This is a genomic window from Streptomyces sp. GL_148, from assembly GCF_057834205.1.
The window spans coordinates 8,574,942-8,601,508 of the sequence record NZ_CM174396.1 but is presented as its reverse complement, the minus strand read 5'-3'; the positions used below and the strand labels follow the sequence as shown (position 1 = coordinate 8,601,508).

Annotated in this window: 24 protein-coding genes and 2 pseudogenes; 14 read left to right on the top strand and 12 right to left on the bottom strand. The window is 70.7% G+C overall.

The window, feature by feature from the left end; translation table 11 throughout:
• Window positions 1-77 precede the first annotated feature (77 nt).
• Complete coding sequence (locus AC3IYI_RS38735) at window positions 78-905, top strand: LamG-like jellyroll fold domain-containing protein (RefSeq protein WP_489408116.1); 828 nt, start codon at window positions 78-80, stop codon at window positions 903-905.
• Between the two features lie 373 nt (window positions 906-1,278).
• Window positions 1,279-1,824: a sigma-70 family RNA polymerase sigma factor gene (locus AC3IYI_RS38730; RefSeq protein WP_489408115.1), complete on the top strand. Its 546-nt coding sequence runs from the start codon at window positions 1,279-1,281 to the stop codon at window positions 1,822-1,824.
• 13 nt (window positions 1,825-1,837) lie between these two features.
• Here AC3IYI_RS38730 and AC3IYI_RS38725 read toward each other — a convergent pair whose 3' ends face one another.
• Entirely contained in the window at window positions 1,838-2,797 is a 960-nt protein-coding gene (locus AC3IYI_RS38725; protein ID WP_489408114.1) for a hypothetical protein, read from the bottom strand.
• Window positions 2,798-3,014: 217 nt separating this feature from the next.
• Between AC3IYI_RS38725 and AC3IYI_RS38720 the strand changes: the two genes are divergently transcribed.
• The gene (locus AC3IYI_RS38720; protein WP_489408113.1) at window positions 3,015-7,457 is read left to right on the top strand and encodes an FtsK/SpoIIIE domain-containing protein; all 4,443 of its coding nucleotides are present in this window, start codon (window positions 3,015-3,017) and stop codon (window positions 7,455-7,457) included.
• 80 nt (window positions 7,458-7,537) lie between these two features.
• On the opposite strand, the gene AC3IYI_RS38715 is transcribed toward AC3IYI_RS38720, so the two are convergent.
• From AC3IYI_RS38715 to AC3IYI_RS38700, 4 genes are all read right to left on the bottom strand, one after another.
• On the bottom strand, window positions 7,538-9,088 hold the full coding sequence (locus AC3IYI_RS38715; RefSeq protein WP_489408112.1) for a hypothetical protein: 1,551 nt from the start codon (window positions 9,086-9,088) through the stop codon (window positions 7,538-7,540).
• Window positions 9,089-9,158: 70 nt separating this feature from the next.
• Window positions 9,159-9,803 (bottom strand): hypothetical protein, encoded by a 645-nt coding sequence (locus tag AC3IYI_RS38710; RefSeq protein ID WP_489408111.1) that lies wholly within the window; start codon window positions 9,801-9,803, stop codon window positions 9,159-9,161.
• A 90-nt stretch (window positions 9,804-9,893) separates the two neighbouring features.
• Complete coding sequence (locus AC3IYI_RS38705; protein ID WP_489408110.1) at window positions 9,894-10,175, bottom strand: hypothetical protein; 282 nt, start codon at window positions 10,173-10,175, stop codon at window positions 9,894-9,896.
• Window positions 10,176-10,319: 144 nt separating this feature from the next.
• Window positions 10,320-10,616: a WXG100 family type VII secretion target gene (locus tag AC3IYI_RS38700; RefSeq protein WP_489408109.1), complete on the bottom strand. Its 297-nt coding sequence runs from the start codon at window positions 10,614-10,616 to the stop codon at window positions 10,320-10,322.
• 603 nt (window positions 10,617-11,219) lie between these two features.
• Here AC3IYI_RS38700 and AC3IYI_RS38695 point away from each other — a divergent pair.
• From AC3IYI_RS38695 to AC3IYI_RS38685, 3 genes are all read left to right on the top strand, one after another.
• Window positions 11,220-12,428, top strand: a complete 1,209-nt coding sequence (locus AC3IYI_RS38695) for a cytochrome P450 family protein (RefSeq protein WP_489408108.1) — start codon at window positions 11,220-11,222, stop codon at window positions 12,426-12,428.
• Between the two features lie 166 nt (window positions 12,429-12,594).
• Entirely contained in the window at window positions 12,595-14,208 is a 1,614-nt protein-coding gene (locus AC3IYI_RS38690; protein ID WP_489408107.1) for a phospholipase D-like domain-containing protein, read from the top strand.
• 41 nt (window positions 14,209-14,249) lie between these two features.
• On the top strand, window positions 14,250-14,783 hold the full coding sequence (locus AC3IYI_RS38685) for an SMI1/KNR4 family protein (RefSeq protein ID WP_489408106.1): 534 nt from the start codon (window positions 14,250-14,252) through the stop codon (window positions 14,781-14,783).
• A gap of 15 nt (window positions 14,784-14,798) precedes the next feature.
• On the opposite strand, the gene AC3IYI_RS38680 is transcribed toward AC3IYI_RS38685, so the two are convergent.
• A complete protein-coding gene (locus AC3IYI_RS38680) occupies window positions 14,799-15,242 on the bottom strand; it encodes an IPT/TIG domain-containing protein (protein WP_489408105.1) in 444 nt (147 codons plus the stop codon).
• Window positions 15,243-15,465: 223 nt separating this feature from the next.
• On the opposite strand from AC3IYI_RS38680, the gene AC3IYI_RS38675 reads away from it, so the two are divergent.
• The 3 genes and pseudogenes from AC3IYI_RS38675 to AC3IYI_RS38665 all read left to right on the top strand — a co-directional run bounded on the left by AC3IYI_RS38675 (window position 15,466) and on the right by AC3IYI_RS38665 (window position 17,402).
• Window positions 15,466-16,011 carry a pyridoxamine 5'-phosphate oxidase family protein gene (locus tag AC3IYI_RS38675; protein ID WP_489408104.1) on the top strand — a complete coding sequence of 182 codons (546 nt, stop codon included), beginning with the start codon at window positions 15,466-15,468 and terminating at the stop codon, window positions 16,009-16,011.
• A 21-nt stretch (window positions 16,012-16,032) separates the two neighbouring features.
• Window positions 16,033-16,484 (top strand): annotated as a pseudogene (locus tag AC3IYI_RS38670) (FAD:protein FMN transferase); the annotation flags it as partial.
• 369 nt (window positions 16,485-16,853) lie between these two features.
• Complete coding sequence (locus tag AC3IYI_RS38665; RefSeq protein ID WP_489408103.1) at window positions 16,854-17,402, top strand: YceI family protein; 549 nt, start codon at window positions 16,854-16,856, stop codon at window positions 17,400-17,402.
• Window positions 17,403-17,618: 216 nt separating this feature from the next.
• Here the strand turns inward: AC3IYI_RS38665 and AC3IYI_RS38660 are convergent, their stop codons facing one another.
• The 3 genes from AC3IYI_RS38660 to AC3IYI_RS38650 all read right to left on the bottom strand — a co-directional run bounded on the left by AC3IYI_RS38660 (window position 17,619) and on the right by AC3IYI_RS38650 (window position 19,407).
• Window positions 17,619-18,236 (bottom strand): hypothetical protein, encoded by a 618-nt coding sequence (locus tag AC3IYI_RS38660; RefSeq protein WP_489408102.1) that lies wholly within the window; start codon window positions 18,234-18,236, stop codon window positions 17,619-17,621.
• Window positions 18,237-18,418: 182 nt separating this feature from the next.
• Window positions 18,419-18,952, bottom strand: a complete 534-nt coding sequence (locus tag AC3IYI_RS38655) for a DUF3995 domain-containing protein (protein WP_489408101.1) — start codon at window positions 18,950-18,952, stop codon at window positions 18,419-18,421.
• Between the two features lie 8 nt (window positions 18,953-18,960).
• Window positions 18,961-19,407: a hypothetical protein gene (locus tag AC3IYI_RS38650; RefSeq protein WP_489408100.1), complete on the bottom strand. Its 447-nt coding sequence runs from the start codon at window positions 19,405-19,407 to the stop codon at window positions 18,961-18,963.
• A gap of 547 nt (window positions 19,408-19,954) precedes the next feature.
• Here AC3IYI_RS38650 and AC3IYI_RS38645 point away from each other — a divergent pair.
• The 3 genes and pseudogenes from AC3IYI_RS38645 to AC3IYI_RS38635 form a co-directional block, all read left to right on the top strand.
• Window positions 19,955-22,129: a DUF3289 family protein gene (locus AC3IYI_RS38645; protein ID WP_489408099.1), complete on the top strand. Its 2,175-nt coding sequence runs from the start codon at window positions 19,955-19,957 to the stop codon at window positions 22,127-22,129.
• A 13-nt stretch (window positions 22,130-22,142) separates the two neighbouring features.
• Window positions 22,143-22,715 (top strand): hypothetical protein, encoded by a 573-nt coding sequence (locus AC3IYI_RS38640; protein WP_489408098.1) that lies wholly within the window; start codon window positions 22,143-22,145, stop codon window positions 22,713-22,715.
• Window positions 22,716-22,778: 63 nt separating this feature from the next.
• Window positions 22,779-22,928 (top strand): annotated as a pseudogene (locus tag AC3IYI_RS38635) (hypothetical protein); the annotation flags it as partial.
• 201 nt (window positions 22,929-23,129) lie between these two features.
• On the opposite strand, the gene AC3IYI_RS38630 reads toward AC3IYI_RS38635, so the two are convergent.
• Window positions 23,130-23,681 (bottom strand): cupin domain-containing protein, encoded by a 552-nt coding sequence (locus AC3IYI_RS38630; RefSeq protein WP_489408097.1) that lies wholly within the window; start codon window positions 23,679-23,681, stop codon window positions 23,130-23,132.
• Window positions 23,682-23,805: 124 nt separating this feature from the next.
• The gene (locus AC3IYI_RS38625) at window positions 23,806-24,117 is read right to left on the bottom strand and encodes a DUF1330 domain-containing protein (RefSeq protein ID WP_489408096.1); all 312 of its coding nucleotides are present in this window, start codon (window positions 24,115-24,117) and stop codon (window positions 23,806-23,808) included.
• 113 nt (window positions 24,118-24,230) lie between these two features.
• On the opposite strand from AC3IYI_RS38625, the gene AC3IYI_RS38620 reads away from it, so the two are divergent.
• Both AC3IYI_RS38620 and AC3IYI_RS38615 read left to right on the top strand, forming a co-directional pair.
• Complete coding sequence (locus AC3IYI_RS38620) at window positions 24,231-24,713, top strand: MarR family winged helix-turn-helix transcriptional regulator (protein ID WP_489408095.1); 483 nt, start codon at window positions 24,231-24,233, stop codon at window positions 24,711-24,713.
• 113 nt (window positions 24,714-24,826) lie between these two features.
• Window positions 24,827-25,327, top strand: a complete 501-nt coding sequence (locus AC3IYI_RS38615; protein WP_489408094.1) for a cupin domain-containing protein — start codon at window positions 24,827-24,829, stop codon at window positions 25,325-25,327.
• Between the two features lie 82 nt (window positions 25,328-25,409).
• On the opposite strand, the gene AC3IYI_RS38610 is transcribed toward AC3IYI_RS38615, so the two are convergent.
• The gene (locus AC3IYI_RS38610; RefSeq protein WP_489408093.1) at window positions 25,410-26,096 is read right to left on the bottom strand and encodes a 2OG-Fe dioxygenase family protein; all 687 of its coding nucleotides are present in this window, start codon (window positions 26,094-26,096) and stop codon (window positions 25,410-25,412) included.
• Between the last annotated feature and the right edge of the window lie 471 nt (window positions 26,097-26,567).

Below are 26,567 nucleotides of genomic sequence, written 5' to 3'. Positions count from 1 at the left end.
TCGGGTGAACCGGTTTCCGCCCGGCTACGTCAGCCAGACCGCACATATCCGACCCGCCGGAACACCAGGAGAGGCCCATGGCACAGCGCCGGAACACCATGCGTTGGTCGCTGATCGGACTGATCACGGCACTCGCCGTCGCGCTCGCGTTCGTGATCACCAACATCGACGGGGGCACCCGCGCCGAGGCGAAGGCCGGGCCGAAACCCTCACCCACGGAAGCTTCGATGTCCGCGGCCCCCTCGAAGAGCCCGGCCAAGCCGGCCCCGCCCGCCCTCAAGGGCATCGGGTGGTGGCCCACCGACGATAAGTCGGGCGACGCGGCCCGGGATGCCGCCGGCAAGCACCCGGCCACGCTCAAGGACGGAGCGGGCTGGACGAAGGGCGAGCAGGGTGGGGCCCTCCTCCTCAACGGCAGCAGCGGTTACGCGGACGCCGGCGCGCCGATCGTCGAGACGGTGGGCCGCGACTACTCGGCGGCCGCCGCGGTCCGCCTCGACGCCGACGGCTTCCGTACGGCCGTGTCCCTCGACGGCGCCCAGTCCAGCGTCTTCTTCCTCCAGTACGTCGCCGACTACAGGCGCTTCTCCTTCAGCTTCGCCAATGCCCGGGCCCTGGCCAACCTGGTGGAGGCTCCGAAGCTCGGCCGCTGGTACCACCTGGTCGGCACGTACAGCCACGGCGAGAAGAAGCTGCGGATCTACGTGGACGGAGTGGCGGCCGGAGAGGTGCTGGCCCCGGACAACCCCGAGAAGCCCGCCGGAAACCTCGTCATCGGACGGGGCAAGTACCAGGGCAAGCCGGTCGACTTCTGGCCCGGGGCCATCGCCAACGTGCACGTCTACGACCGCGCGCTGACCTCGGCCGAGATCGCCGCACTCGCGGCGCGCGAGCCCTCCCGGTAGACGGGCTCGCCAACGACCGCCCTCAGAGTGCCCGTTGACCGTGGGCTGACTGGCCGAAGACCCGACCGGGCCCGCCTCCGGGCCCGGTTCCGGGCCCGGTTCGGTCACGGGCCGAAGGGCAACCGGTCAGCGAAACGGGCAGCGACGGGACCTGATCGGGCACGGCGCCCAGCCGCCACGATGGCAACACCGGACGTCGGCGGCCCGATCCGGTGCCACTCAAGCGGTCAGATTCGGTCGTGATGCGTGTGGGAACGGACCCGTTCGGTGTGCCCGGATCGACGTAGAACTTCTGGTACCGCTCGTGGACATGGGCACGACCTGCCGGTTCCGGGCGATGACCGTCATCCGAAGTGCCACGGAGGGATCCGCCATGCCCGAATCCACGCATCGCCCTGCCCGCTCGACGGAACCCGACGAGGAGTTCCTGCGGGCGCTGTACGCATTACACGGGTCCGTGCTGCTCCGCTTCGCGGCCCGGCTGCTCGGCGGGGACTGGCACCGCGCCGAGGACGTCCTCCAGGAAGCCGCGCTCCGCGCCTGGCAGCACTCCGCCAAGCTCGACCCGACCACCGAGGGCCTGCGGCCCTGGCTCTTCCACGTCGTCCGCAACCTCGTCATAGACGGCTACCGCGAACGCAGGGCCCGGCCCACGGAGGACGGGGAGCCGGACATATCGCACCTGCCCGTCGCCGACGGGGTCGACCACGCGCTGACGACCCAGGTGGTGGTCGACGCAATGCGGGACCTCGCGCCCTTCCAGCGCGAGGTCCTCCTGCACGTCTACTACCTGGGCCACAGCGTCAACCAGACGGCACGCGTCCTCGGCGTACCGCCCGGCACCGTCAAATCACGGACGCACTACGCGATGCGCGCCCTGCGCGACGGGCTCAGCAGCCGCGGCCTGAGCACCGTATGAGGGCGCGCCACGGTCAAGGCAGCAGCCGGCCGGCGTGCACCGCGATCCGCAGCCCGAGCGCGCCGGTGTCCAGCGAGCCGTCGGCGGCGACGTCGAAGCGCCAGGAGAAGTCCGGCGCCTCACCGAGCACCAGCAGGGCGTCGGCCTCACGCAGGCCCGCCATGGCCGCCCGCTCCTCGGTGAACTGCGCCGCGTGGAGCACGAACAGCCGGGGCACACGGCCCTGCACGCCGAGCGGCCCGCGCCCTTCGATCATCCGGAACACCTGAGTGACCGCAGGAGACGAGGCGCCCGTCCGCGCCCCGGCTCCCTCCGGACCCGCGCTCAGCCCCTCGTCGAGGGTGGCCACCGTGTGCAGGCGGGCCGACATCAGCCCCAGTCCCATCGTCATCTCCGCGGTCGCCGCCGACCCCACCAGGGTGACCTCGGCCCGCCGCCCGACCGGCCCGGTGATGAGCTCCGTGACCAGGGCGCGCACCAACTGCCGTACGCCTTCGGCGTCCCCGGTCACCGCGATCGGCGCGGAGGACCGCGACAGGTCGATGAGGACGCGCTCGCCCGCCTCGATCCCGACGGTTACGGCCAGCGGGAAGGGCTGCGCGGCCGAGGACAGTTCCACCGCTCCCATGCCCGCCGACAGCTCGGCGGGCGGCGCGGTCCACTCCTCGCCCGTCTCGTCCGCCTCCCAGGGGGCGGGCGGGTTCGTGTCGGCCACCGTCAGCCTCAGGAGCAGTCGGTCCTCGGCGTAGGTGACGGCGTAGACATCCGGCAGATGGCGCCCGGCCCGCGTGCATTCCGCGTCGAGCCGGCGCAGCCCCAGGTCGATGGCGTCCAGCGCCTCGCGCCCCGAGACGGCTGCGGCCGACCGGGGCGAGGCGGCCGACCTCGGCCGCAGTTCGTTGCGGACCAGCGCCACGAGAGCGGCGATCAGGGCCAGGCCGAGCACCACGGCCAGGACGACAAGCAGGTTCATCGCGATCACCTTCATCAGTCACGTGCGTTGCGGGGAGCCTCGTCGGGCAGTTACGAGGCCGGGCGACGGATGGTTCACGCCCCGAGCGGCGGACGGTTCACCCCCGGGCGTCACCGGTGAACCACCTGACGGCCGCGCCCGTAGGCCCCGGAGCGCACGGGCCGCATCCGGCCCGGTGCCGCTCCCCCGTCGGTCCTGTCCTCCCAGGAGGAATCCCGTGCCCCTGATCTTCACCGTCGTCGACGACGTGGGCGACGCCTACGACGTCCGGCTCGAAGCCGACCCAGACACCCCGATCGGTGTCATCGCAGAAGCGATCGCCGAGGCAGGGGGCCGGCCGCTGCCTTCCTCCGCGTCCGGCCTGCAGGTGGACGGCGCACGCCTGCCCGCCGACCTGCCGCTACGGGATTCCCCCCTGCGGGACGCGGCCGTCGTGGGCCTCGGCCGCGCGGCCGAGCCCGCACCCGCCGAACCCGGCGGACTGGTCGAGGTACGGACCGTCGGCGGGCGGGGCTCCGGAGCGGTGCACCGGCTCGACATGGGCGACTACCGGGTCGGGCTCTCCAGCGAGGGGCTCCCGCAGATCGTGCGGGGCACCCCGGACCACACCTACGCCTCCCTGCGCGTGGGGCCCGGCGGGCGCTGCCTGCTCACCGCCCCGCAGACCGGGTCCGGCCCGCTGGAGCTGGACCGGATCCCGCTCCAGGACGATCAGGCCTGGCCCGTCGGCGGACAGCTCCTGGTCGGCGGCAGCCTGCTCGAACTCTTCACCCCGGAGGGCCCGGACGCCGCCGTCCAGCGGTCCGAGGACGGCGCGGGCTGGGACTACAACCGGCCGCCCCGGCTGCGGCCGCCGGTGCCCGAGACCAAGTTCACCCTGCCGAGCCCGCCCACGGAGCCCCCCAAGCGCCCGCTCCCGTACATCGCGGCGATGCTGCCGCTGGTGATGGCGGTGGCCGGCGTGTTCATCTTCGGCCGGCTGTACATGCTGCTGTTCGGTCTACTTTCGCCGGTCTCGCTGTTCGCCAACCACTGGTACAACAAGCGCAGTGGCCGCCAGACGTACGCCGAGCTGCTGTCCGAGTACAACGAAAAGAAGGCCCGTATCGAGGCCGACGCCCAGGAGGCCCTGGTCGCCGAACGCACCGCGCGCCGGGCCGGTTTCCCGGACCCGGCGACCGTGCTGCTGACCGCGGTGGGACCGCGGCGCAGGCTGTGGGAGCGCCGGACCTCCGACACCGACTTCCTGGAACTGCGGGTCGGCACCACCGACCGGGCCTCCGCCGTCGTACTGACCGACCCGACGCGGGACGAGCACCGGCGCCAGGTGTCGTGGGTGGCGCTCGACGTTCCGGTCACGGTGGCCTTGCGCGAGCACAAGGTGCTGGGCATCTCCGGCGAGGGCCCGGCCGCCCGTTCGCTGGCCCGCTGGGTCACGGCCCAGGCTGCCGTGCTGCACAGCCCGAAGGACCTGCTGCTGTACGTGCTCACCACCGGCCAGGGTGGCGGCGAGGACGCGTGGACCTGGGTCCGCTGGCTGCCGCACGTGCGTCAGCACTCCGGCGACGTACTGGCCACGATCGGCACCGACACCGAGACCTCCGCGCGCCGGGTGGCCGAGCTGACGGCGCTCATCGCGGCCCGTTCGGACGCGCGCCGCGACTCCCGCGCCGTGGTCCGCGAGCCGGACGTGCTGGTCGTACTGGACGGGGCTCGCCGGCTGCGGTCGCTGCCCGGGGTGGTCCAGATCCTGCGCGACGGGCCGGCCGTCGGGGTGCACGCCGTGTGCCTGGACGCCGAGGAGCGGCTGCTGCCCGAGGAGTGCCAGGCCGTCGTGGTCGAGGAGCGGGACGGCTCGCTGCGGGTGGGACTGTCCGGCTCCGCCACGGTGCCGGGCGTACGGCCCGATGTCGTCTCCCCCGACTGGTGCCGGTCCATCGCACGGGCGCTGGGCCCGCTGCGGGACACCGGCGGGGCCGACGAGGAGAGCGCGGTGCTGCCCGGCGCCGCCCGGCTGCTCGACGTCCTCGCGCTGGACACACCCACGCCGGAGCAGATCGCCGCCCGCTGGACGACCGGCGGCCGCACCACCTCGGCGGTGGTGGGGGTGTCACTGGACGGTCCGTTCGCCCTCGACCTCAAGCGGGACGGGCCGCACGGCCTGGTCGCCGGAACCACCGGGTCGGGCAAGTCCGAACTGCTCCAGACCATCGTCGCCTCGCTCGCCGTCGCCAACCGCCCCGACGCGATGACCTTCGTACTCGTCGACTACAAGGGCGGCTCCGCGTTCAAGGACTGCGTATCGCTGCCGCACACCGTGGGCATGGTGACCGACCTGGACGCCCACCTGGTGGAGCGGGCGCTGACCTCGCTGTCCGCCGAGCTCAAACGCCGCGAGCACATCCTGGCCGATGCCGGCGCGAAGGACATCGAGGACTACATCGACCTGCTGCGGCGCGATCACGGCCGCGCGCCGATGCCCCGGCTGCTCATCGTTATCGACGAGTTCGCCTCGATGGTGCGTGACCTCCCGGACTTCGTGAAGGGCCTCGTCAACATCGCGCAGCGGGGCCGCTCGCTGGGCATCCACCTGATCCTGGCCACCCAGCGCCCCGGCGGCGTGGTCTCCCCCGAGATCCGGGCCAACACCAACCTGCGCATCGCCCTGCGCGTGACCGACAGCTCCGAGAGCCAGGACGTCCTGACCTCGCCGGAGGCGGCGGGCATCTCCAAAAACACCCCGGGCCGGGCGTACGTCCGCCTCGGCCAGAACTCCCTGGTCCCGTTCCAGGCGGGCCGGGTCGGCGGCCGCAGGCCCGGCACCGCCGCCGAGTCGGCGCCCGCCCCCTGGGTGGTGCCGCTGGGCTGGAACCAGCTAGGTCAGCCGCTGCCGTCGCGCCCCGGCAGGAGCCGGCAGCGGGAGGAGGACGCGATCACTGACCTCGCCGACCTCGTCGAGGCGATCCGGGGCGCGAACCGGGACATGGACATCCCGCCCCAGCACAGCCCGTGGCTGCCCGCACTGCCGACGGTGTTGGTCCCCGAGGCCCTCCCGGCCGTGGCCCCGAGCGCCTCGTACGACCTTCCCCCGGTCGCGTACGGCCTGGTGGACGTGCCCGAGGACCAGGACCAGCGGCCCCTGGTGCTGGACTTCGCCACCCTCGGGCACCTGCACATCGTGGGCTCCCCGCGGGCCGGCCGGTCCCAGACGCTGCGCACCATCGCCGGCAGCGCCGCCCGGGCCGTCTCCTCGGCCGATCTGCACCTGTACGGGATCGACTGCGGCAACGGCGCGCTGCTCACGCTGGAGTCGCTGCCGCACTGCGGGGCCGTGGTCCAGCGCAGCCAGCCCGAGCGAGTGGCCCGGCTGCTGTCCCGGCTGACGAAGGAGGTGACCCGCCGCCAGGAGCTGCTCGCCGCGCGGGGCGCCGCCGACCTGCCCGAACTGCGCCGGGCGCTGCCGCCCGGCCAGCGGCCCCCGCACGTCCTCGTGCTGCTGGACCGCTGGGAGGTGTTCGAGAAGACCCTCGGGGAGTACGACGGCGGCGCCCTGTACGACGGGGTGTCGGCCCTGCTCCGGGACGGCTCCAGCGTGGGCATCCACGTGGTGCTCGCCGGGGACCGGTCGCTCTTCGCGTCCCGGATCAGCTCGACCACCGAGGACAAACTCGTGCTGCGCCTCAACGAGAAGTCCGAGTACGCGATGATCGGCGTCAACCAGCGGTCGGTGCCGGACGACATCCCGAGCGGCCGCGCGCTGCGGGCCGGCGACAAGTGCGAGGTCCAGATCGCCCTGCTCGGCGAGGACCCGAGCGGGCAGGGGCAGGCCGCGGAGGTCCAGCGGATCGCCGCCGCGTGCCGGCAGCGGGACGCCGAGCTCCCCGATACGGCACGCCCGTTCCGGGTGGACGTCCTGCCCGACCGGCTCACGTACGAGCAGGCCTCGGTCTACCGGCCGGGCGGGCAGCCGGGAGCGATGTGGGCGATGGCCGCGGTCGGCGGTGACCAGCTCACCGCGCTGGGACCGGACTTCACGCTGACGCCCACCTTCCTGGTGGCCGGACCGGCGCGCTCGGGCCGCAGCACGGTGCTGTTGACGATGGCCCTGTCGCTCATCGACGCGGGGACGCCGGTCGTGGTCGGGGCCCCGCGCCGCTCACCGCTGCGGGACCTGGCGGGCCGGCCGGGAGTGCTCGCCGTCTTCGACGGAGCCGACATCGACCCGGAGGCCCTGGAGGAGGCCCTCGGCAGCGCCCCGGGCGGCGCCGTGGTGATCCTGGACGACGCCGACCTGCTGCTCCAGACGCAGGCCGAGGACATCCTCAACCGGATCGCACGGACCGGGGCCGAGACCAAGCAGGGACTGATCGCGTCGGGCCAGCTCGACCGGATCTCCTCGGCGTACTCGGGGTGGAGCGCGGACATGCGGCGCAACCGGCAGGGCATGCTGCTCAGTCCGCAGAACGTCAGCGACGGCGACCTCATCGGTGCGAAGATCCCGCGCAGCAGGCTCGGCGGGGGCCGGGTCGGGCGGGGGATGCTGCACCTGGGCGACGGGGTGCTGCGCACGGTCCAGGTGCCGGAGGCGGTCCTGGAGGCGTGGGTGGCTCCGGCCGCGCCGCCGGAGCCGGAATCCGTCACCCCGCCGGCCGAGGGCTGAGGAACAGCGGCTGACACGCAAGCGGGCTCCCGCGCCTTCCGGCGCGGGAGCCCGCTGCTGTATCGGGGGGGGTGGGGCGGTCAGGTGCCGTTGTCGTTCGTGTTGCCCACCAGCGGCGGGGCGTGGACGGTCCCGCTCCAGGTGCCGGCGGTGGCGCCGGGGGCGTAGATGGTGCCGCCGAACGCGGTGGAGGCGCCGATGGTGCCCGGGACCTTCTGCCAGCTCCAGACACCGGTCTTCAGGTCCTGGATGTACTGGTTCACGAAGCCGGGGTTGTTCGGCAGGATCGACGGGGGCGGAGACGAGGGCGCCGTCGAGGGCGGCCCCGACGCGGGCAGCGGAGTGTTCTCCGGGGTGCCGGGCCGCGATCCGGGCAGCGGAATGTTCTCCGGAGCATCCGGGGTGCCGGGCCGCGACGCCGGCAGCGGGATGTTCTCCGGGGTCTGCGGGGTGCCGGGCCGGGAGGGCGGGGTGTAGTACGGCGTCTGCGGCGACTGCGGCGCGGTGTTGAAGGCGTCGTCGCTGGAGGAGGCGGAGGAGGGCGGCCGGGAGGGCGGCAGCGGGGCCGGCTCGGGGACCGGGCGCGGCGTGGACGGCGGCAGCGGGGGCTCGGCCGGTGGCCGGGGCACGAGCGGGATGTCGTCGGCGGCCCCGGGCGCCGGGGGTTTCACGGGACCGCCCCGCACGCCCCTGATGTTCTGGATGACGCCTTTGCCGATGCCGCCCCACCCGGCGGCGATGCCCTTGACCACGGCGAAGCCGCCGAAGGCCGCGCCGACGACGCCGAGGACGATTCCGGCGATGTCCCAGTCGCCGGTGACCACCCCTCTGGCGATGTTGATGCCGAGCGGGACGAGGCCCATGATCAGGCTGACGGCGCCCAGGACGAGCCCCAGCGCTCCGAGTCCGGGGATGAGGAAGGAGATCACGCCGAGGACGGCGCTGATGATGCCGAACGCCGACCCGATGGAGTCCCAGAGCTTGTCCCAGAAGTTCTTCTGCTTGACCGCCTTGTCCTCGGCGTCGCCCATCGCCACTGCCGCCGTCGAGGCGTCGGCCTCCCGCAGCCCCTTGGCCTCCAGGGCCAGGTTCTTGGCGGCGTCCAGTGCGCTCTGGGCCGCGTCGACACCGGAGGTGGCGGACCGCGCTTCGTCCTTGGCCCGGTCCATGGCCTGCCGGGCGGCGCGTTTCGCCGCCTCGTCGTCGGGCGGTGGTGGCGCGGCGTTGTCCAGCCCCGTGACCGCCGCCGAGGCCGCGCTCGCGGTGGCGATCGCCGAGGTCAGATCGGCCTTCGCCAGCTTGCCGTCGGCCAGGGCCCGGGCCGCTTTGTCCTGGTGGTCGCGCAACTTGGGGGCGTAGGCCTCGATCGCGTCGGCGGCCATGTCGTAGGAGTCCCGGAGCGCGGCCACCTGGTTGGGCAGCTCGTCGAGCACCTTCTTCAGGGCCTCCATGGCCTTGCCCTTGCCCAGGTCCTGGTTCTTGATCCGGTCGAAGGTGCCGTAGGCGTCGCCCGCCTCCTCGGACACCGTCCGGTACTCCTTGGCCAGGTTCTTCAGTATCTCGGGGTCGCCAGGGGTCGGATCCTGGTCCAGGTCCAGGACCGCCCATTCGGCCAGTGCCGGACGTGCCATCGCGTCGGCCTCGCTTTCTGCTGTCTAAGAAGGGGCAGGACTGTCAGAGCAGTCGGAGCAGTCGGAGCAGTCAAGGCAGGAACCGCAAGGTCCCGCTGATGGCGTCGAACAGGTCGAAGAAGGCGTCCACCAGACCGAGATTGGGCGTGGAGCTGGAGACCACCATGAACTCCCGGCTGTGCGGTACGGGCACGATGGTGTGCATCAGGGCGGTGCGCACGGTGCCGTTCCCCCAGTAGTCCACGTCCTCGATGGCCGTGGCGCGTCCGACGGCGCCGAGCCCCGCCACTTCCACGAGTTCCACCTTGTTCGCGCGGGTGCCCCTGCCCATCGGGTTCTCGGAGTTCTTCAGGGCCACGGGGATGAGCAGTTCGGCGAGGTCCGTCGAGGAGTCCTCGGGCGGGGACACCCGCATCACCACGGTCGTCGCGCTCAGCGTGGCGGCCGCCTCGGTGAACTTGACCATCCCGGCCACCTGCAGGGCGCCGCGGGCGTGGGCCTCGCGCGCCGTCTTGCGGGTGGACCGGATCAGGGCGTCGACCACCTCGCGGTCGGCGTCGGCCCCCTCTGCCTGCCCCTCGATCATGCGGCGGATGGCCGCGTCCCTGCTGTGCCCGTCGAGGTCGAGGGTCCACCAGGAGTCGGGGTAGCCCATGGTGAACCGCTGAGGTGCCGCCTCCGCGGTCGTGCTCGTCGTACCGGCTGTCTGTGCCATCGAACTCGTCTCCCTCCCGCCCTACGGGGTTTCGGTCCGGCCGATCGCCGGGGACTCGCGCGGAGCCCCCGGGGACCGGCCCCACCGGTGCTATTCGAATCCCGACGTGGTCTCGCTGTCCGTCTTCTCGAAGTTGTCGATCACGCCCTGGTTCGCTTCCCTGAACGCGTCCACGTTTTCCTGGACCCGCTCGTGGCCGGCCTTCCAGGCGCCGTCGAAGTCGTTGACGGCCTTGATGAGCGCGGGATCGCCCACGTCCTGTTCGCTCCCGACGCGCTGCAGGCCGGTCTTCGTCTCGATCCGCTCCTGGATGTCGGAGAGCAGCTTGATGACGTCCTTGAGCTCGTCGAGGGGTATCTCGATCGTCGCCATGACTCCCTTTCTCCACCGTGCGCGGCTCTACGCTCTACGGCTCCGCGGCCGCACCGCCCCGCGGCCCCGCCGAACGGCCGGGGGCCGGGCTCCGGGCCGCCGAGGCGCCCGCAACCCGGCCCGGTGCCGTGGTCGGCCGAGGTGTCAGCCGATCCCGGAGGTGGTCTGGTCGTCGGTCTGGACGAACGCCTCGGCGGTCTTCTTCAGGTACTCGCTGATCTGCGTCATCTCCTCGACACCCGTCTCCAGTTGGCGCTGGAAGTTCTCCCACATCGGCGCGAACTTGGCCTTCGACTGCGGGGTGTCGTACGAGTTGTCGACCACGTGGTCGATCTTGTTCTTCGCCTCCTTGATGGCGTCGAGCATCCGCTGCTTCTGGTTGTCCATCCAGACGGCGGCTTCCTGCATCTCCTCCGGGCTGACCCTGATGTTGCCCGCCATGTCGGTGTCCTTCCGTCCTTCGTGGAACGGCGTCCGGCTCCCGGCGCCGTACGCGGTCCTACGCACCCACGAAAGAAACGGTTCACGGTCCGAGGTGTGCAGACCGGGTCCTGCTCACGGCACCCGCAGAGTGGGTGGCGGGACATCCGTTGTGCCGGTGCCGACGGAAGCGTCGGGTGCGGACGAGATGTCGATCCCGAAATGCCCCGATGTCGTACCAGCGAGGAGCAGGTCGTGACCTACCGCCAGTGCGAGAACGGCGGTTGTCAGGGGCAGCGTGTGGTCTATTCGCCTGCGCGGGTTCCAGATCCGCACCGTCCAGTGTTCGCCGGCTCGGCTCTCGCCGGATGAGCGCCTTCGACCACAAGATGGTGGACGGCTTCATCCTGACCCGACTTCGCCCCGTTCCGCAGCGAAGTCAGCGTTGAGTCGGCGAGGCGGAGTGGTTCGAGGGTGGCCACCTCGGCGCCGGCTGAGCCCGTCCGGCCCGGGCCCTGAGCCAGGAGGCGGACGGACGGCAATGTCCGCTGCCCCTGCGGTGTTCGCGGGACGCTCCCGGGACCCGTCCGCGGCCCGTCCCCGCAGCCTGGCTAGGGTGGCGCCATGGATCTCCGGGCCGACCTGATGAACCACCCGTACGACGCGTACCAGCACCTCCGTGACAACGCGCCGGTGCAGCGCGTCCCTGGGCCCGGCGGCGAGCCGGCGTGGCTCGTCACGCGGTACGAGGACGTACGCGCGGCCCTCACGGATCCACGCCTCTCCCTGGACAAGAGCAAGGCCGCGGAAGGCACTTACCGAGGTCTCTCCCTGCCGCCGGTCCTCGACGCCAACCTCCTGAACATGGATCCCCCCGACCACACCCGCATCCGCAAGCTCGTGAGCGGAGCCTTCACCTCACGGCGCATGGAGGGACTTCGGGATCCCATCCGTCGCACGGCGGACCAACTCCTCGACCGCCTCGGCCCGCACGGCCGCGCCGACCTGATCGCCGCGTACGCCGCGCCACTGCCGATCGCCGTCATCTGCGACCTGCTGGGCGTCCCCGAGGACCGGCGCACGGACTTCCGCTCTTGGACCAACGCGCTCGTCGCCCCGGATCCCACCCGGCCGACGGCCGCCAAGGAGGCGGTGGGGGCGATGGTCGCCTTCTTCGTACAGCTCATCGCGCACAAGCGCCGCCACCCAGCCGACGACCTGCTCTGCGACCTGATCTCCGTACGCGACACCGACGGGGGCCGCCTGAGCGAGGACGAGCTGACGTCCCTGGCGTTCCTCATCCTGGTCGCGGGCTACGAGAACACGGTGCAGCTCATCGGCAACGCGATCCACGCCCTGCTGCGGCATCCGGCCCAACTGGCGCGGCTCCGCCAGGATCCGTCGCGCATTCCCGCCGCGGTCGAGGAGCTCTCACGCTACGAAGGACCGGCACTTCTCGCCATCCGCCGCTTCCCGACCGAGGACGTGACGATCGGGGGCATCACCGTTCCCGCGGGCGAGACGATCCTGCTCTCCTTGGCGTCCGCCAACCGAGACCCCGCCCGCTTCGGCGAGCCCGACCGTCTCGACCTCGACCGTGACACCTCCGGCCACCTGGCTCTCGGCCACGGCATCCACTACTGCGTGGGCGCCCCCTTGGCGCGGATCGAGACCGAGATCGCGCTGGCGACGCTCCTCGAGCGGTTCCCCGATCTGGACCTGGACATGGACCCGGCAGGAGAAGAAGCAGGAGCCCGATGGCGGCCGTCCCTGCGAGCCCGCGGCCTCGTCGAGCTGCCCGTGGTGTACGGGACGGCACGGACGGCCGGCTGACGAAGCCGAGGCGCCGCGCGAGTCGGCCCCTCGGCGGGTGGCCGGAACTCGCCCGAGGCGGGTGAACAGAGGGCTACGCACTGGTAACTTGCCCGAGTTGATCAAGGTCGGAGCCGTGGTGGACCACGCTCCGGCCCGGAGCCACCCCCTCAGTCAAGGAACCACATTGGCACGCACCGTCCGTACGACCGCACTCGTCTCCACAACGGCGCTCGCACTCGGCTTCTCCCTCCTCGGCGCCATCGCCCCCGCCTCCGCCTCGGAGGCGCCGGCACCCACCCCGCACCTGGACGCGGTCGAGCAGACCCTGCGTCAGGTCTCGCCGGGCCTGGAGGGATCGATCTGGGAGCGCACCTCCGGCAACCGGCTCGGCTCGTCCGAGCCCGGGGGCGCCGACTGGCTGCTCCAGACTCCCGGATGCTGGGGCGACGCCGTGTGCGCCGACCGGCCCGGATCGCGCCGCCTCCTGGACAAGATGCGCGGCGACATCGCCGACGCCCGGCAGACGGTCGACATATCAACCCTCGCGCCCTTCCCCAACGGCGGTTACCAGGAGGCGATCGTCGCGGGCCTGCGGGAATCCGTACAGAAGGGCAACCGGCTGAAGGTGCGCGTCATGGTCGGCGCCGCGCCCCTTTACCACTCCACGGTGATCCCGTCGTCCTACCGGGACGAGTTGCTCACGAAGCTGGGCCCGGCCGCCGCGGGCAACATCACCTTGAACGTGGCCTCGATGACCACCTCGAAGACCGCCTTCTCCTGGAACCACTCCAAGCTGGTCGTGGTGGACGGCAGTTCGGTGATCACCGGTGGCATCAACAGCTGGAAGGACGACTACCTCGACACCTCCCACCCGGTGAGCGACGTCGACCTCGCCCTGTCCGGACCGGCGGCCGGCTCCGCGGGCCGCTACCTGGACTCCCTGTGGGACTGGACCTGCCGCAACAAGAACAACTGGAGCTCGGTCTGGTTCGCCGCCTCGCCCGGCGCGGACTGCATGCCCGCCCTGCCCCGGCCCGCCTCGCCGCAGGGTGAGGGGAACGTGCCCGCACTGGCCGTCGGCGGGCTCGGCGTGGGCATCCGCCAAAACGACCCCGTCTCCGTCTTCCGCCCGGTCCTGCCCACGGCCGACGATACCAAGTGCGGGATCGGAGTGCACGACAGGACCAACGCCGACCGGGACTACGACACCGTCAACCCGGAGGAGAGCGCCCTGCGCGCCCTGGTCTCCAGCGCGACCTCTCACATCGAGATCTCCCAGCAGGACGTGCACGCCACCTGCCCGCCGCTGCCCCGCTACGACGTGCGCCTCTACGACGCCCTCGCCGCGAAGCTCGTCACCGGCGTGAAGGTTCGCATCGTCGTGAGCGACCCGGCGAACCGCGGCACGATCGGCAGCGGCGGCTACTCGCAGATCAAGTCGCTGTCCGAGGTGAGCGACGCCCTGCGCGGCCGGGTGACGGCCCTGACCGGCGACGGCGCCCGGGCCCGGACGGCTCTGTGCGAGAACCTCCAGCTGGCCACGTTCCGCGCCTCCGACCAGCCGACCTGGGCGGACGGCAAGCCGTACGCCCAGCACCACAAGCTGGTGTCGGTCGACGGATCGGCCTTCTACATCGGCTCGAAGAACCTGTATCCGTCCTGGCTGCAGGACTTCGGGTACATCGTCGAGAGCCCGGCCGCCGCCGGACAGCTGAAGAGCGACCTCCTGGACCCGCAGTGGCACTACTCCCAGGCCACCGCGACGTACGACTACGCCCGCGGCGTCTGCCAGGGCTGATTCCTCGGACATCTGGACACCTGGACACCTGGACACCTGACATGAACGACCACCTCACTCGCCTCTTCGAGACCGTCCCGGCACCGGGCGAGCCCCGCCGGAAGGACTGGAGCGCGGTCGAGCGCACCCTCGGGGTCGAGCTGCCCGGCGACTACAAGGAGCTCGTCCACGTCTACGGCGGAAGCAACTGGGACGACTACCTGTACGTCCTGGAGCCCGGCTGTCCCAACAAGCACTACGACCTCGTCGAATGGGCGGAGTGTCAGGCAGAGAGCCTCGAAGGCCTGTGGGAATTCGAGAAGAAGCCCGGGGAACTGGAAGCCGAGGGGTCACGGCTCATCCCCTGGGCGACCACGGACAACGGAGAGTGTCTCTACTGGCTCGTCCTGCCGGGCCTCAAGCCGGACCGGTGGACCGTCATGGTCAACGAGGCGCGCGGTGACCGGTGGGAGCACTTTCCCGTTTCCTGCACCCGATTCCTCGCGTCTTCCCTCGCGGGAGAGCTGCGGTCGACCATCCTCTCGTCCCTGTTTCCCCGTGCTCCACATGAGTTCCGTCGGCTCGGCGCGGTATGACCCGGGGACGGGGATTCAGTCGAGGTAGGCGTAGGCGAGGGGATTCGTGAGGCGTCCGCAGGGTGTGGCCGCGTAGACGGACACGGTGGCTGCCACGGGCCACGGGGGTGCGTCGGCGAGGACGGAGGTTTCGCTGAGGACCACCACGTCCGTGGCCTCCAGGCCGGTGAAGCAGCCGTCGGGACCCAGGGTGCCGAACAGCACCCGGGTGTACGGGGTGAGGTTGGCGCCGATGAGGGTCACCTGGGTGCCGCCGCTGCGCGGGCCGGCGCTCGGCTGGAGCGCGGCGAGCTGCCCCTGCGGGAGTCCGTCCTGGACACCGGGACGGACGGGGAGCCGGCCGGGGGCGCATTGCGCGGGCCCGTGGGCCTCCGCGCGCGGGGCGGCGTAGACCAGCGGCAGGACGTACAGGGACAGCGCGGCGAGGACGAGCGCGGTGCGGCGTCGGGTACGCGTCATGGCGGAGCCTTCCGGCGGAGGGGGGCGGGACCGGAGCCGCCCGGACCCGCCCCATCATGGGGAACCCGCATCGCGTGAATCCAGCACAAACCGCTGATGTCGCCCGGGTCCGCGGACGTCACGCACCGTTATCGCCGCAGCCGTGCGGTAACGGGGGTCCGGTCCTGCGCCGCCGGGCCAGGCTGCGTAGCCTGGTTCACAGGAAGAGCGGAAGGAGTTCCGGATGACTCCGAAGCAGCCCAAGACCGAGCTCGACGCCCGCTACAGCTCCGCGCTCAACCCGCGCCCGGGCGCGGAGAACGTCACCGCCACCGACTGGGCCGAGGCCGAGCGGCAGCTCCGGGCGGCCGAGGTCTTCTGGATCACCACGGTCCGGCCGGACGGCAGGCTGCACGTCACGCCGCTGATCGCCGCCTGGCACGACGGGGCGCTGCACTTCAGTACCGGGTCGGGCGAGCAGAAGGCGAAGAACCTGGCCGGCAATGCCCACTGCGCACTGACCACGGGGCGCAACTCACTCTCCGAAGGCCTCGACATCGTGATCGAGGGCACGGCGGAGCGCGTGACGGATCCGGCGCGGCAGGACGAGGTCATCGCCGCGTTCGAGGAGCAGTACGGGGACCACATCAGCTCGCCGGAGGGGACCTTTCACGGCTTCGGCGACAGCATCCGCGAGGGCACCGACCTGCTGTTCTCGGTGGCACCCGGCACGGCGTACGGGTTCGGGCACGACGGCCAGGTGTTCAGCCACACCCGCTACAACTTCTAGTCACGCGCCGGGAAGCCGGACCTCGTCAAGGGGTGGTCGGTGCAGCGCACCGTCGAGTTGCTGACGGCGGCCGGGGAACGGCGGTTCTGCCTGAACGCCGACGGTGACATCGTCGCCGGCGGCGGCCCCTGGAGGGTGGGCATACGTCACCCCGAGGACGCCGGCCGGCTCTGCGCGGTCCTGGAGCTGACCGACGCGGCGGTCGCCACGTCCGGCCACTACGAACGCGGCGCCCACATCCTCGACGCCCGGACCGGCCGCCCGGCCGCCGGTCTGCTCTCCCTCAGGGTCGTCGCGCCGACGCGCACGGAGGGGGACGCCACGCGACGGCGGCGTTCGCGCTGGGCGCGGAGGGTGTCGTGTGGGCGGCCGGGCGCCCGCATTGCGAGGTGTTCGCCGTAGACGCGGCCCGCAAGGTCCTGCGCACGGCGGGGCCGCCCACGCCACGCACCCCGAGGGCCCACGCCGCCTGAGAGCGGGAACGGCAGGCAGGGTGCCGCGGTCTCGGCCGAGGTGCCCGCGAAACGGAGTGGACTCACCGCCGCGTCTGTCGCGTTCCCGCGGTAGGACCCGGATCAACATGTTTCTGGTCAGCTGACCGACATCACCACGCCGACGCACTCCTCCCCGCAGCGAGTCTGCAGGTTCAGCGGACCATCTGGCTGGTGAAGCGTTGTGAGGCCCATACCCGGTCTGCGGCCTACTACCGGACCTCGAGCGGTGTCCCAGCTTCGGCTGATCCGATGTCCCCTGCCACCACTTGCGCCGATCACCCTGTGGGACACGACCCGGATTTCCGCCCGACCGTGGCACGGCAGCGCACACCAACATGGGAGCACCCTTTGAACGTCTTGACCGCGGCCCCCGGGCTGACCCCTGGCCTGTGGAACGTCGACCCCACGCACAGCGAGGTCACCTTCGTCATCCGGCACCTGATGACCAAGGTGCGCGGCCACTTCACCGCCTTCAGCGGCGTACTGGACGTCGGCAGCGAGCTCGACGACCTCAAAGTGAACGCCGAAATGGAGGCGGCCTCCATCGCCACCCGCAACGAGCACCGGGACGCCCACGTACGAGGTGCGGAATTCCTGGACGCCGACAAGTACCCGGTACTGACCTTCGCCTCCACCACGGTCCGCGACGAAGACGGCGAGTACTTCCTCGACGGCGAGCTGACCATCAAGGACGTCAGCCGCACCGTCAGCCTCCACATCGAGTTCAACGGCGTCGGCGAGGACCCCCGGGGCGGCACCCGCGCAGGCTTCAGCGCGAAGACCACGATCAACCGCACAGACTGGGGCCTGGAATTCAACATCCTCGTAGGCGGCGAGAAACTCCTGCTCTCCGACAAACTCGACCTCCTCCTCGAAATCCAGCTCGTCCGAGCCTGACCGGCCATCCCGCACCCCTGGTGTGGATCCGGCACCCGCCGGATCCACACCGACCTCCCGATGCCGCAGCCCAGAACGACGGTCCGTCCCTCGCCGAGCTCGGAAGACGAACTCGGCGATGCCGAGGATCCGTGGAGCCCGCGCCGGCACTGACGGAGCGGCCTACGCGGAGACTGACGATCAACCGCCGACCGCCTTGATCCGGGACCGGCGCCTCTACGAGGTCGGGCCACCTCGGGTCACGGCGTCGCTCTGATCGTGGTGCTGCCATCCGTCCAGGACTGCCTGCACTTGACGGTGACCGGCCTCTTCGCGCGACCAGACGAGCGCCCGGCGGCGCGGATTCTCGTGGTCCCGGCTGTCGTAGTCCATGACGGCAACGGTGTCCGACATCCGCCACCGCGAGGAACCCCATGAGGCTTCAGGCACCACCAGCAGGCCGTCGAGGAGTTCGATGGCCGACGCGGCAAGGCCGTCCATGGGCCATGGCTTCCACGTCGCGACGGTGTCGGTGAGGGCATGTGATTCGATCAGATGTGGGAGCGACGGGGCGATAGGGAGGTAGCGACTGCCACCGTCGACGTCGGTGCCGACACTGCCGTCGGTGTGGATCAAGTCCCGGCACGGCTTCGACACACGCTCGCCGGTCCATTCGAAGTACCAGCCTCCTCTTCCCGGGTCCTGCCATGCTGCCGTCCGCAGACCGAGGTGGTCGTACTCCCACCCGCGGGTGGTCTCGTACCGGTCCCCGTTTACAACCCAGCTACGGCGTACCTCGTAGCGCAGGCCGCCGAACTTCTGCTCGAATCCCTCGCACCGGGTGATGAGATCCATGGGAGCGGGGACGAGTTCCCCCGCGTGGTCGCGCACTCGCCAGAGCTCTATCGGCAGCCCGAAGCGAGAGGGGCACTCACGCCGGGCTGTGCGACGCCTGGATGACGAGTACGGGGCGGCGGAGGAGTTGATGGAGGTGCCCACAGGTCTCGGGCGGTTCGGCTTGGGTACGTCTGGCTGGACTAGCGGGCTGATCGCCTTGGCGTGACCCAGGCAGTCGCGCCCCACAGCAGGCCCCAGACCAGGAAGTAGGGTGACCAGAGCAGCAGATCCACGCGGGAGAGATGGTGCGCGATCTCCATGTCGGGCGGGTCCACGTGCACGTTGCCCGTCAGCACCATGGCGTCGCCGACGAAGCCGAAGCCCAGCGCGCCACAGGCACGCAGCACCATGAGGGCGCTGATGATCCACATCGGCACGGTCAGGAGCCGTCGCGGCAGCACATGTCCCCAGGGCCGGACCGTGGCGAGCGCCGCCAAGGCGCCCAAGACGACCAGGCCGACCGATATCCAGTGTCCCGCGATCGTGCCGGAGGTTTGCGCGACAAGCTCCTCACGGTCCGACCGAGACAGAGGGGCGCTGGAGGCGAGCGCCGTGCCGCCCAGCGCCCAATAGAGTTTGAGCGTTCCGTAGCCGGCGAGGGTCCAGACGCAGGTCGCATAGGCGGCCCATCGGTGTACTGGCAGGTCGCGGCGCGTGGGGGCCCGGCCCTCCATCGCCCCTCTCATCCCGTGCCTCGTGCCGTCTTCGCCGCAGCTGTGGTGTCCTGTCCTCGTCGGCGAGTGAAGAGCCAGGCCATGGCCACCCACAAGCACAGGGCCGCGACGCCCTGCACTGCGGCCCTCCCCGACCATCCAGCGGGACCGGCGGAGCCGAAAAGGACTTCGTGTGCCACGTGGATTTGGGCGGCGGCTGCCGGGGCGACGGTTCCCCACAGTCCAAGGAGCAGGAGCGGGCGCGGTACCAGGCCGCCCCATGGCCGTACGGCTGCGAGCGCGATGACGGCGGAGAGCAGGCCCAGTGAGGCCAGCGTCCACTGCGCGAGCGCGACATCGGAAGTGTCGGCGTACTGCGAGGCGGTAACCGGCGGTCCGCCCGGAATGCCCAGGCGTCCTTGGGCCGCGTAGTAGCCCTTCTCCCCCGCGTAGACCAGTTGGCCGACAGCGGACACATACGCAGGCCATGCCCATTTCAGAGGTACCGCGGCCGGGCGGCGCGCCGGCCGCCAACGCCGGGCGGCGTGCACCGCTGCCATCGCGTTCACGCGCCCAGCGCCTGGCTGAGATCAGGGGAGCTCGTCATACGGTAACGATCACGCCGCCACCCACGTCAGGTCGTCGTACTCCAGAATGATCCGTCTCCCCTGCGCGGGGGAGGTCGGCGGACAAACCCCCGACCGGGCTGACGACTGACGACCTCGGAAGGACGAGTTGTTCTTACGGATCCGTCGTGATTCGTGGCAGGCGGGGTTGTCGGTGCGGGCGCCGGCGCGGAAGTACCGGGTGCATCGCCGGCTGGTGCGGGAGGCTCTGTCGTCGCCGCCAAGCGGAACAGGGCTTAACAATCTCCCAAACGTTTCAATTTCGCCTCCACCACACCTTGGGAACCATCCCCCACGTCTGCTAACTTCCCCGTTTGATTCCGAACTGCCCTGACACAACGGCAGCTTCGCGACAACAGGCATGTCTTCAGGCATGGCTTCAGACATGGGAGGCCCCATGAACAGAAGCGCCGCCGTGCCCCTCGGCGCGGCCTTACTCCTTCTCCTCGGCACGGCCGTGCCCGCCGCCGCGGGAACCCCCGGCGACGGCGCGGCCACCGACGGGGCGACGCTCTACCGCGACAACACGGTCGACGTCTCCTACCGCCAGGTCGCCCCCGGCGACGCGGCGTGGAGCCAGGTCCCGGCCGCCCTCCGCGGCAGAGCGACGGAGGGCTCGTACGTCGCCCGGCTACAGCTCGAGAACGTCTCCGATCACCCCGTCTCCAAATGGTCGCTGACCTTCGAGCTCTCTGACCGCATCACGGACACCTCCGCCGCGAAGCTCGCCGCCCCCCAGGACGCGCGCACCACGCTCCAGGGCGTCGGCCCCACGAACACCCTCCAGCCGGGCAGGACCGAGACCGTCTGGTACCGCGCCGAGCCCGGCGCCAAGGCCGATACCCCGACCTGGGCGTCCTTCGCCAAGCACGGCATCTCGCCGACGGAGGACACCGACGGCGACCGCCTCCCCGACGACCTGGAGGTGCGCGCCAAGCTCGACCCCAAGTCCGAGGACACCGACGGCGACGGCCTCTCCGACTTCGCCGAGCTCGGCTACCGCTTCAGCTCCCCGCTCAAGGCCGACACCGACGGCGACGGCACCAAGGACGGCGCCGAGGACCCCGACAAGGACGGCCTCACGGCCGCCCGCGAGCTCGAGCTCGGCACCACGCCCACCCGCGCCGACACCGACCAGGACGGCCTCGCGGACGCCCTTGAGCTGGAGCTCCACACGGAGCCCACCAAGGCCGATACCGACGGCGACGGCGTCCAGGACGGCGAGGAGACGAGGCTCAACTCCTCCCCCCGCGCTGAGAACTCCGCCTTCGACGTGACCCGCCGCGCGGACGGCGGCGCCACCGCCGCCGAGGCCACGCTCGAGGGCCTGCGCGCCGAGCAGGTCGGCGGCTTCCAGGTCACCAGGCTCCCTGCCAAGCAGCGGGAGTTCCCGGAGTCCACTCCGGGCTACCTCGGCAACGGCTTCCAGGTCTCCGCCCCCGCGGACGGCACCGCAAGACTCACCTTCCACCTCGACCCCGACCGTACGGAGGGCACCGCACCGGCCCTCTACCGCTACGACGAGAAGGCCCGCCACCTCGTCAAGCAGTCGGGCCAGCAGCGCAGCGGCAGCACGATCACGGCCACCGCCACGGCCGACGGCTCCGCCAAGTACGTCGTCCTCGACAGCCACGCCTTCGACAAGGCAGGCCCCGAGTCCCCTGGCAAGCGAATCCTCTCCGACGGCCCCGGCGACGGCGGAGACCCGGGTGACCCGGGCGACCCGCCCCCGACCGACATGCTGATCCACCAGTCGTCCTTCCGCGAGGGCCGCCGCAAGGCCCCCGACCCCCAGAACCCGCCCGTCCCGGCCGACCCGCGCGTCGCCGACGACCTCACCTTCAACGACTACAACTTCGACGAACTCACCGACCTCGACTGGGAGTTCTGGGTCGCCCGCATCACGCCCGAGTCCTGGATGTGGGCCGAGTTCAACGACATCATGAACTTCGGCAAGCTCGGCGCCGACGCCGACTACGCCCAGTCCGTCGACGACCTCCGCAACGCCTTCCGCTACGGCCGCGGCGGCCAGAGCGCGGGCACGGTCACCGTCGACGACAACTTCGACCCTGGCCGCTACCTCTACCGCGGCTCCGGCACGGCCCTCTCCCGCGCCGTCGGCGCCTCACCTCAGGAGAAGACGTACACCGACAAGGCCGGCCAGATCATCAAGCAGTCCCTCATCGACAACAAGGGCCGCACCGATCAGCTCAAGGTCCAGGAGGACCTCTCCAAGAACTTCCTCTTCCAGGAGTTCCTCCGCCAGGACGTGAAGTACCCGGTGTACGACTTCTCGCTCTGGGACGCCAACCAGCGCGCCCTCTCCATCGCGATCCACCAGTTCCACGGCCACACGGTCGCGCTGAAGGACTACAAGGTCGAGGGCAACTCCTTCTCCGGCAAGCTCGTCTTCCACTCCTACGACCACTTCGGTCTCGACCCGGACGACGAGATCACGGAGTACGGCTTCATCGACTGGTTTACGCTTCAGCACTATGACCGGTTCGACGGGAAGTACCCCCCGCCGATCGCGCAGGCGGACATCGAAATCCCCATCAGCGGCACGTTCTGACCTCGCCGACCTGATGCCCCACAGGCGCTCGCCGGGCCGGGTCCTGGTCGTCACGCTGCTCGTCGTGACGGCCGGGTACCTGGCCTGGCGGGTCGCCGTCCTCGCGGGCCTGGAGGCCCACTTCGGCAGCGGCTTCGACGAGCAGCGCTTCAACCGGCTGCAGCAGGAGTACGACCGCCGCGAGGACGCCTTCGCCCGGGCCGACGCCCGGATGCGGAAGCTGATCGCGGAACACCCCCGCGCCGAACGCATCGACTGGAGCCGGTACCGGACCTGCGTCCGCGAGCCCGGCCGCCCCTCCGACACGTGCACGACGACGCCCCCGCGCGATCAGAAGGTGTACGACGCCCTCTGGGGCGTCAGCGTGATCCTCTACCAGTCCAAGGACGAGGGCCGCACGTTCTACCGCTTCTACCACGAGGACCCCCCGCGCTACACGATCATGCGCGCCCCCGAGGACACCGCGGAGGAGGCCGAGGAGTACGCGGACGCCCACGGCTTCCGCTCCACCCGCCCCCTCGGGCCCGGCTGGACGATCCTCGGCCCGATCGACGACATCGGCCGCGAGGAGAAGCAGTTCCCTTAGGAGGGCTCGCGGAACGCTTCGCCGGGAAGCAGCAGGGAAGCAGCAGGCGACTCCATCCGTCAGGACCTCCAAGCCGTCACCGCAGGCCTCACCCTGCCCTACAGATCTGGCATGGTCGAAGGACACGTCAACAGAATCAAAACGATCAAGCGGCAAATGTACGGTCGAGCCTCATTCGCTCTACTCAGAGCCCGCATCCTCCTTCGACCGTAGTCATCACGGAAGCGCGGCCAGAACCAACTGGCGTGCTCAGTCACAGTTCGCGATCCGGGCGGCCTCGGCAGAGAGGAGCCGACGGTGTGCGTACCGCAGCTCGCCCTCGGTGTGGCCGTGGCCGGCACCTCTGCCGAGAGGCTGACGCCGCCGGAGACGGAGGCGACCTGCCGAAAGCCTCCCCTGCTTGACCGCGGTCCGCTACACCGCTCCCGCCCCCGCCCCCGCCCCCGCCCCCGCCCCCGCCCCGAAGTCCTCCTCGAAGTAGCTGTCGTGCCGCACTCGGAACTCCTTGAGTTCCCCGCTGCCGCGCTGCGACATCTCCGCGACCCCTTCGAAGAACTCCTCGCGCGGGGCGCCCGGTGTAAAGAGCATGAGCATCGACATGGGCTCGTCCGTCACGTTTTTGAAGGCGTGCAGGCCGCCGACCGGCACGTACAGGTAGTCACCGGCGCGGCCCGTCACCCACTTCTCGCCGTTGAAGAGCTCCAGCTTCCCGGAGAGGACGAAGAAGGACTCCGACATCGCCTTGTGGAAGTGGGTCTTGGCGCCGGCGGCACCTGCTGCCAGATCCACCCTGTACAGGCCGTACTCGCCGCCGGTCGACTCGTGCGTGGCGAGGTAGCTGTAAGCGTCACCGCCGGGCGAGGTGAAGTCCGGCGGGGTGTCTGCGGTACGGAAGGACGCGTTCACCTCGCCCCTGTCTCCGTGGTAGCGGGGTTCGGGGTACTGCAGGCGCTCGGGGTACGACATCGTGCGCTCCTGTCGTTCAGATTCGGCATGCCGACTCTGCTTGGACGGCTGGTGAACGCTGCGCAGGCGCGAGGGGTTTGCGCTCGCCTTCCCCTGCCCGTCACCGACGCTGCCGGGCAGTTGCTCAGGCTTCCATGAGGTCGGAAGGGCCGGTCTCGAAGAGGGTGGCGTTCGCCTTGGAGCTCGACTGGCGCAGAGCCTTGAGCTCCTGATAGTCGGGGGCGTCGTACCAGCCGTGGGCGGCGGCCAGGTCGGGGAACTCGATGAGGACGGGGTAGGTCAGCATCGGCTCTCCCTCCACCGGGTCGACTTGGCCTCCGACGACGAGGTAGCGGCCTCCGTGGCGCTCCACCACCGCGCGCACGCGCCGGGCGTACTCGGAGAGCTTGGCCGGGTCGGTGACCTCGATGTTGTCGAACAGTGCGTACGCGGTCATGTGAATCTCCTCGCGACTGTGACAATATTGTCCCGGTCGGGACAGTCCCGAATTTACTACCGATCGGGACAGTCCCGCAAGAGGGGTTTGTGGGCGGCAGGGTGGCGAATGCGATGGATGAAGCGATGGAAGACGCGACCGTGAACGCGATGGATGAGCTCTTCGGCGACCCCCGCTGGGAGGCCTACGGGATGCTGCGCGAGGCGTACCTGGCCGTGACCAGGCGCATTGACGTGGAGGTCAGCCCGGGCGGCGACCTCGAAGCGTCCATCTCCGACCTGCTGTTCCGCCTCGCACGCACCCCCGGGCACTCTCTGCGCACCGTTGACATCACGCGAGCTCTCGCGACCAGCACGACGCGCACCACTCGTCTGCTGGACGCGGCCGAGAAGCGCGGACTGGTGACGCGGGGGGCCCATCCGACTGACCGGCGCGTCACTCTCGTCGCGCCGACCCCGGAAGGCCTCAAGGAGGCGCGCGAGCGGGGGGCCACGGCCCTGGCGTCGACCCAACGACACATTCACGACGTGCTGACAGCCGAAGAGATCGCCGTGATGATTCCGATCCTGCGGAAGGTCCGCGACGCCAACCAGTGAAAGGCGGCCGATCGGCCGCGAGTCGACCGACTGCGCACGCGCGAGGGGAGGGCGTGCGGGGCCGGTACTTCAATGCCTCCCTGGCGTAAAAGCACAGAACAGGGCTACTGAGAATGTCCTTCTTCATTCCCGACTTCGATGATTCCGTCGTCGTGCGCGCAGCCGACGCCGAGCTCATCGGGGACGGCGCCCCGGTCCAGAACCACCTGCTCGTGGACAGCGCCCAGGTGGGTGGCGCGCTCTCGACGATGCGCGTGACTCTGGCCAAGGGTGCGAACGGGGCTCGTCCGCATCATCACGGCAAGTCCGCAGAGATGTTCTACGTCCTCGACGGCACCGCGCAGCTGCTCGCCGGCGACCAGGTCGTGACGGCCGAGCGCGGCGACGTCGTCGTGGTGCCGCCCGGTCAGCAGCACGCCTTCGCCGCCGCTCCGGGCGAGATCGCCGACATGCTCGTCATCATTACGCCGGGCGTCGAGCGCTTCGAGTACTTCCGGCACCTGGAGCGGATCCGGTACGGGAAGGTCCCGCCCGAGAGCCTTCTGGAGGTGCAGGAGTTGTACGACTCCTACTTCGGCACCAGCGCGCTCTGGGAGTCCTCACGCAACGGGTGACAGCGACGGGGCTTGATGGTCTGCAGCACCATCCTGGGCGGCGGACGCATGCAGAGGTCGGCGGGCTCCGGCGGCGCCGGTGTCAGAGCTGGGGGACGTACGGGGCGAGGCCGACGATGAGGACGGACCGTTCGCCCGGCCCCGGTTCGGATCCCATGCGGACCGGGCCGACGTAGTGGCTGACCCTGTGGTCGTGGACGGCGTAGCCATCCAGTGGGTCGGCGAGGGTGAAACTGGCGTGGATGTCCGCCCACGGGTCTTCGGGCTGCAGGCCCGCACTGCCCGGCGTGGCGATGACGTTCTGCCCACCCGTGACGTTGGTGCGGCTGATCAGGTGGGCGAAAGTGAACGTGCTGGCCGAACCTCCGTCCTGGTGGAGGCAGTTCGGGGAAGAAACAGCATCCTGGCCTGGACGGTCGACGCCGAGCCTGATCAGGTGAACCCCGGCCCACAGCGGCCGCCTCCTCAGGTCCCTCAGGGCAAGGACCTGCTCGATGTCCCAGCGCAGGAGCCGCAGCAGCAGTGCGTTGTCCCGCAACGCCTCGGGGAGGTCGGGGAGGACGCGGCGCTTCCGCGGGTGCTCAGGGTCGTCCTCGCCCTGGGAGAAGTTGGTGACCGTGCCGTGTACGGGGTCGGGGGTTCCGGGAATCCAGGACAGTTCGTCCTTCCACGGCAGATACACGGCATGGGAGTAGCGGCGGAACCGGTTCGTTCCCGGAGCGTACGGGTCGGGCGGCAGAGCCGCGCAGCCCTCCCGGATCTGGACCAAGTCCCGCGCCGCGGAGCCGCCCGGGGCGATACCGAATTGCTCAGCACCGTAGCGGGCGAACCCATGCTCACGCAGACCGTCAGCTCCTGGTGCGCCAGGACCCCCCGCATCAGAGTGCGGCCGCCGCCGGGGCTCAGCGTTTCCCACGTGTTCCTCCAACAGGTCACCACCGCGGCCATGGCGCCGGCGGCCGTGCCGACCTTACGCACACCTCGCCCTCCTCCCGGCCACCAGCTCCCCCGACCACCCTCTCTGGGAGCCGGCTGACTGGGCTCTGCCCGGAGTCTCCCCCCTTTTCCGGGGGCAAAGATCCTTTCCCCGGAGATGTGCTGGCAGGCCGCGTGCGCGGTGGCGAACGTGCCCCGCGTCCACCATCCGGGGTGCCTCCCTGCTACCAGTCTCCCGAAGCATCGGAGCGGGTTCCCAGTGGTGGCGTGCGGACGCAAAAACGCTCGGCCGGGGTGTCCGGCC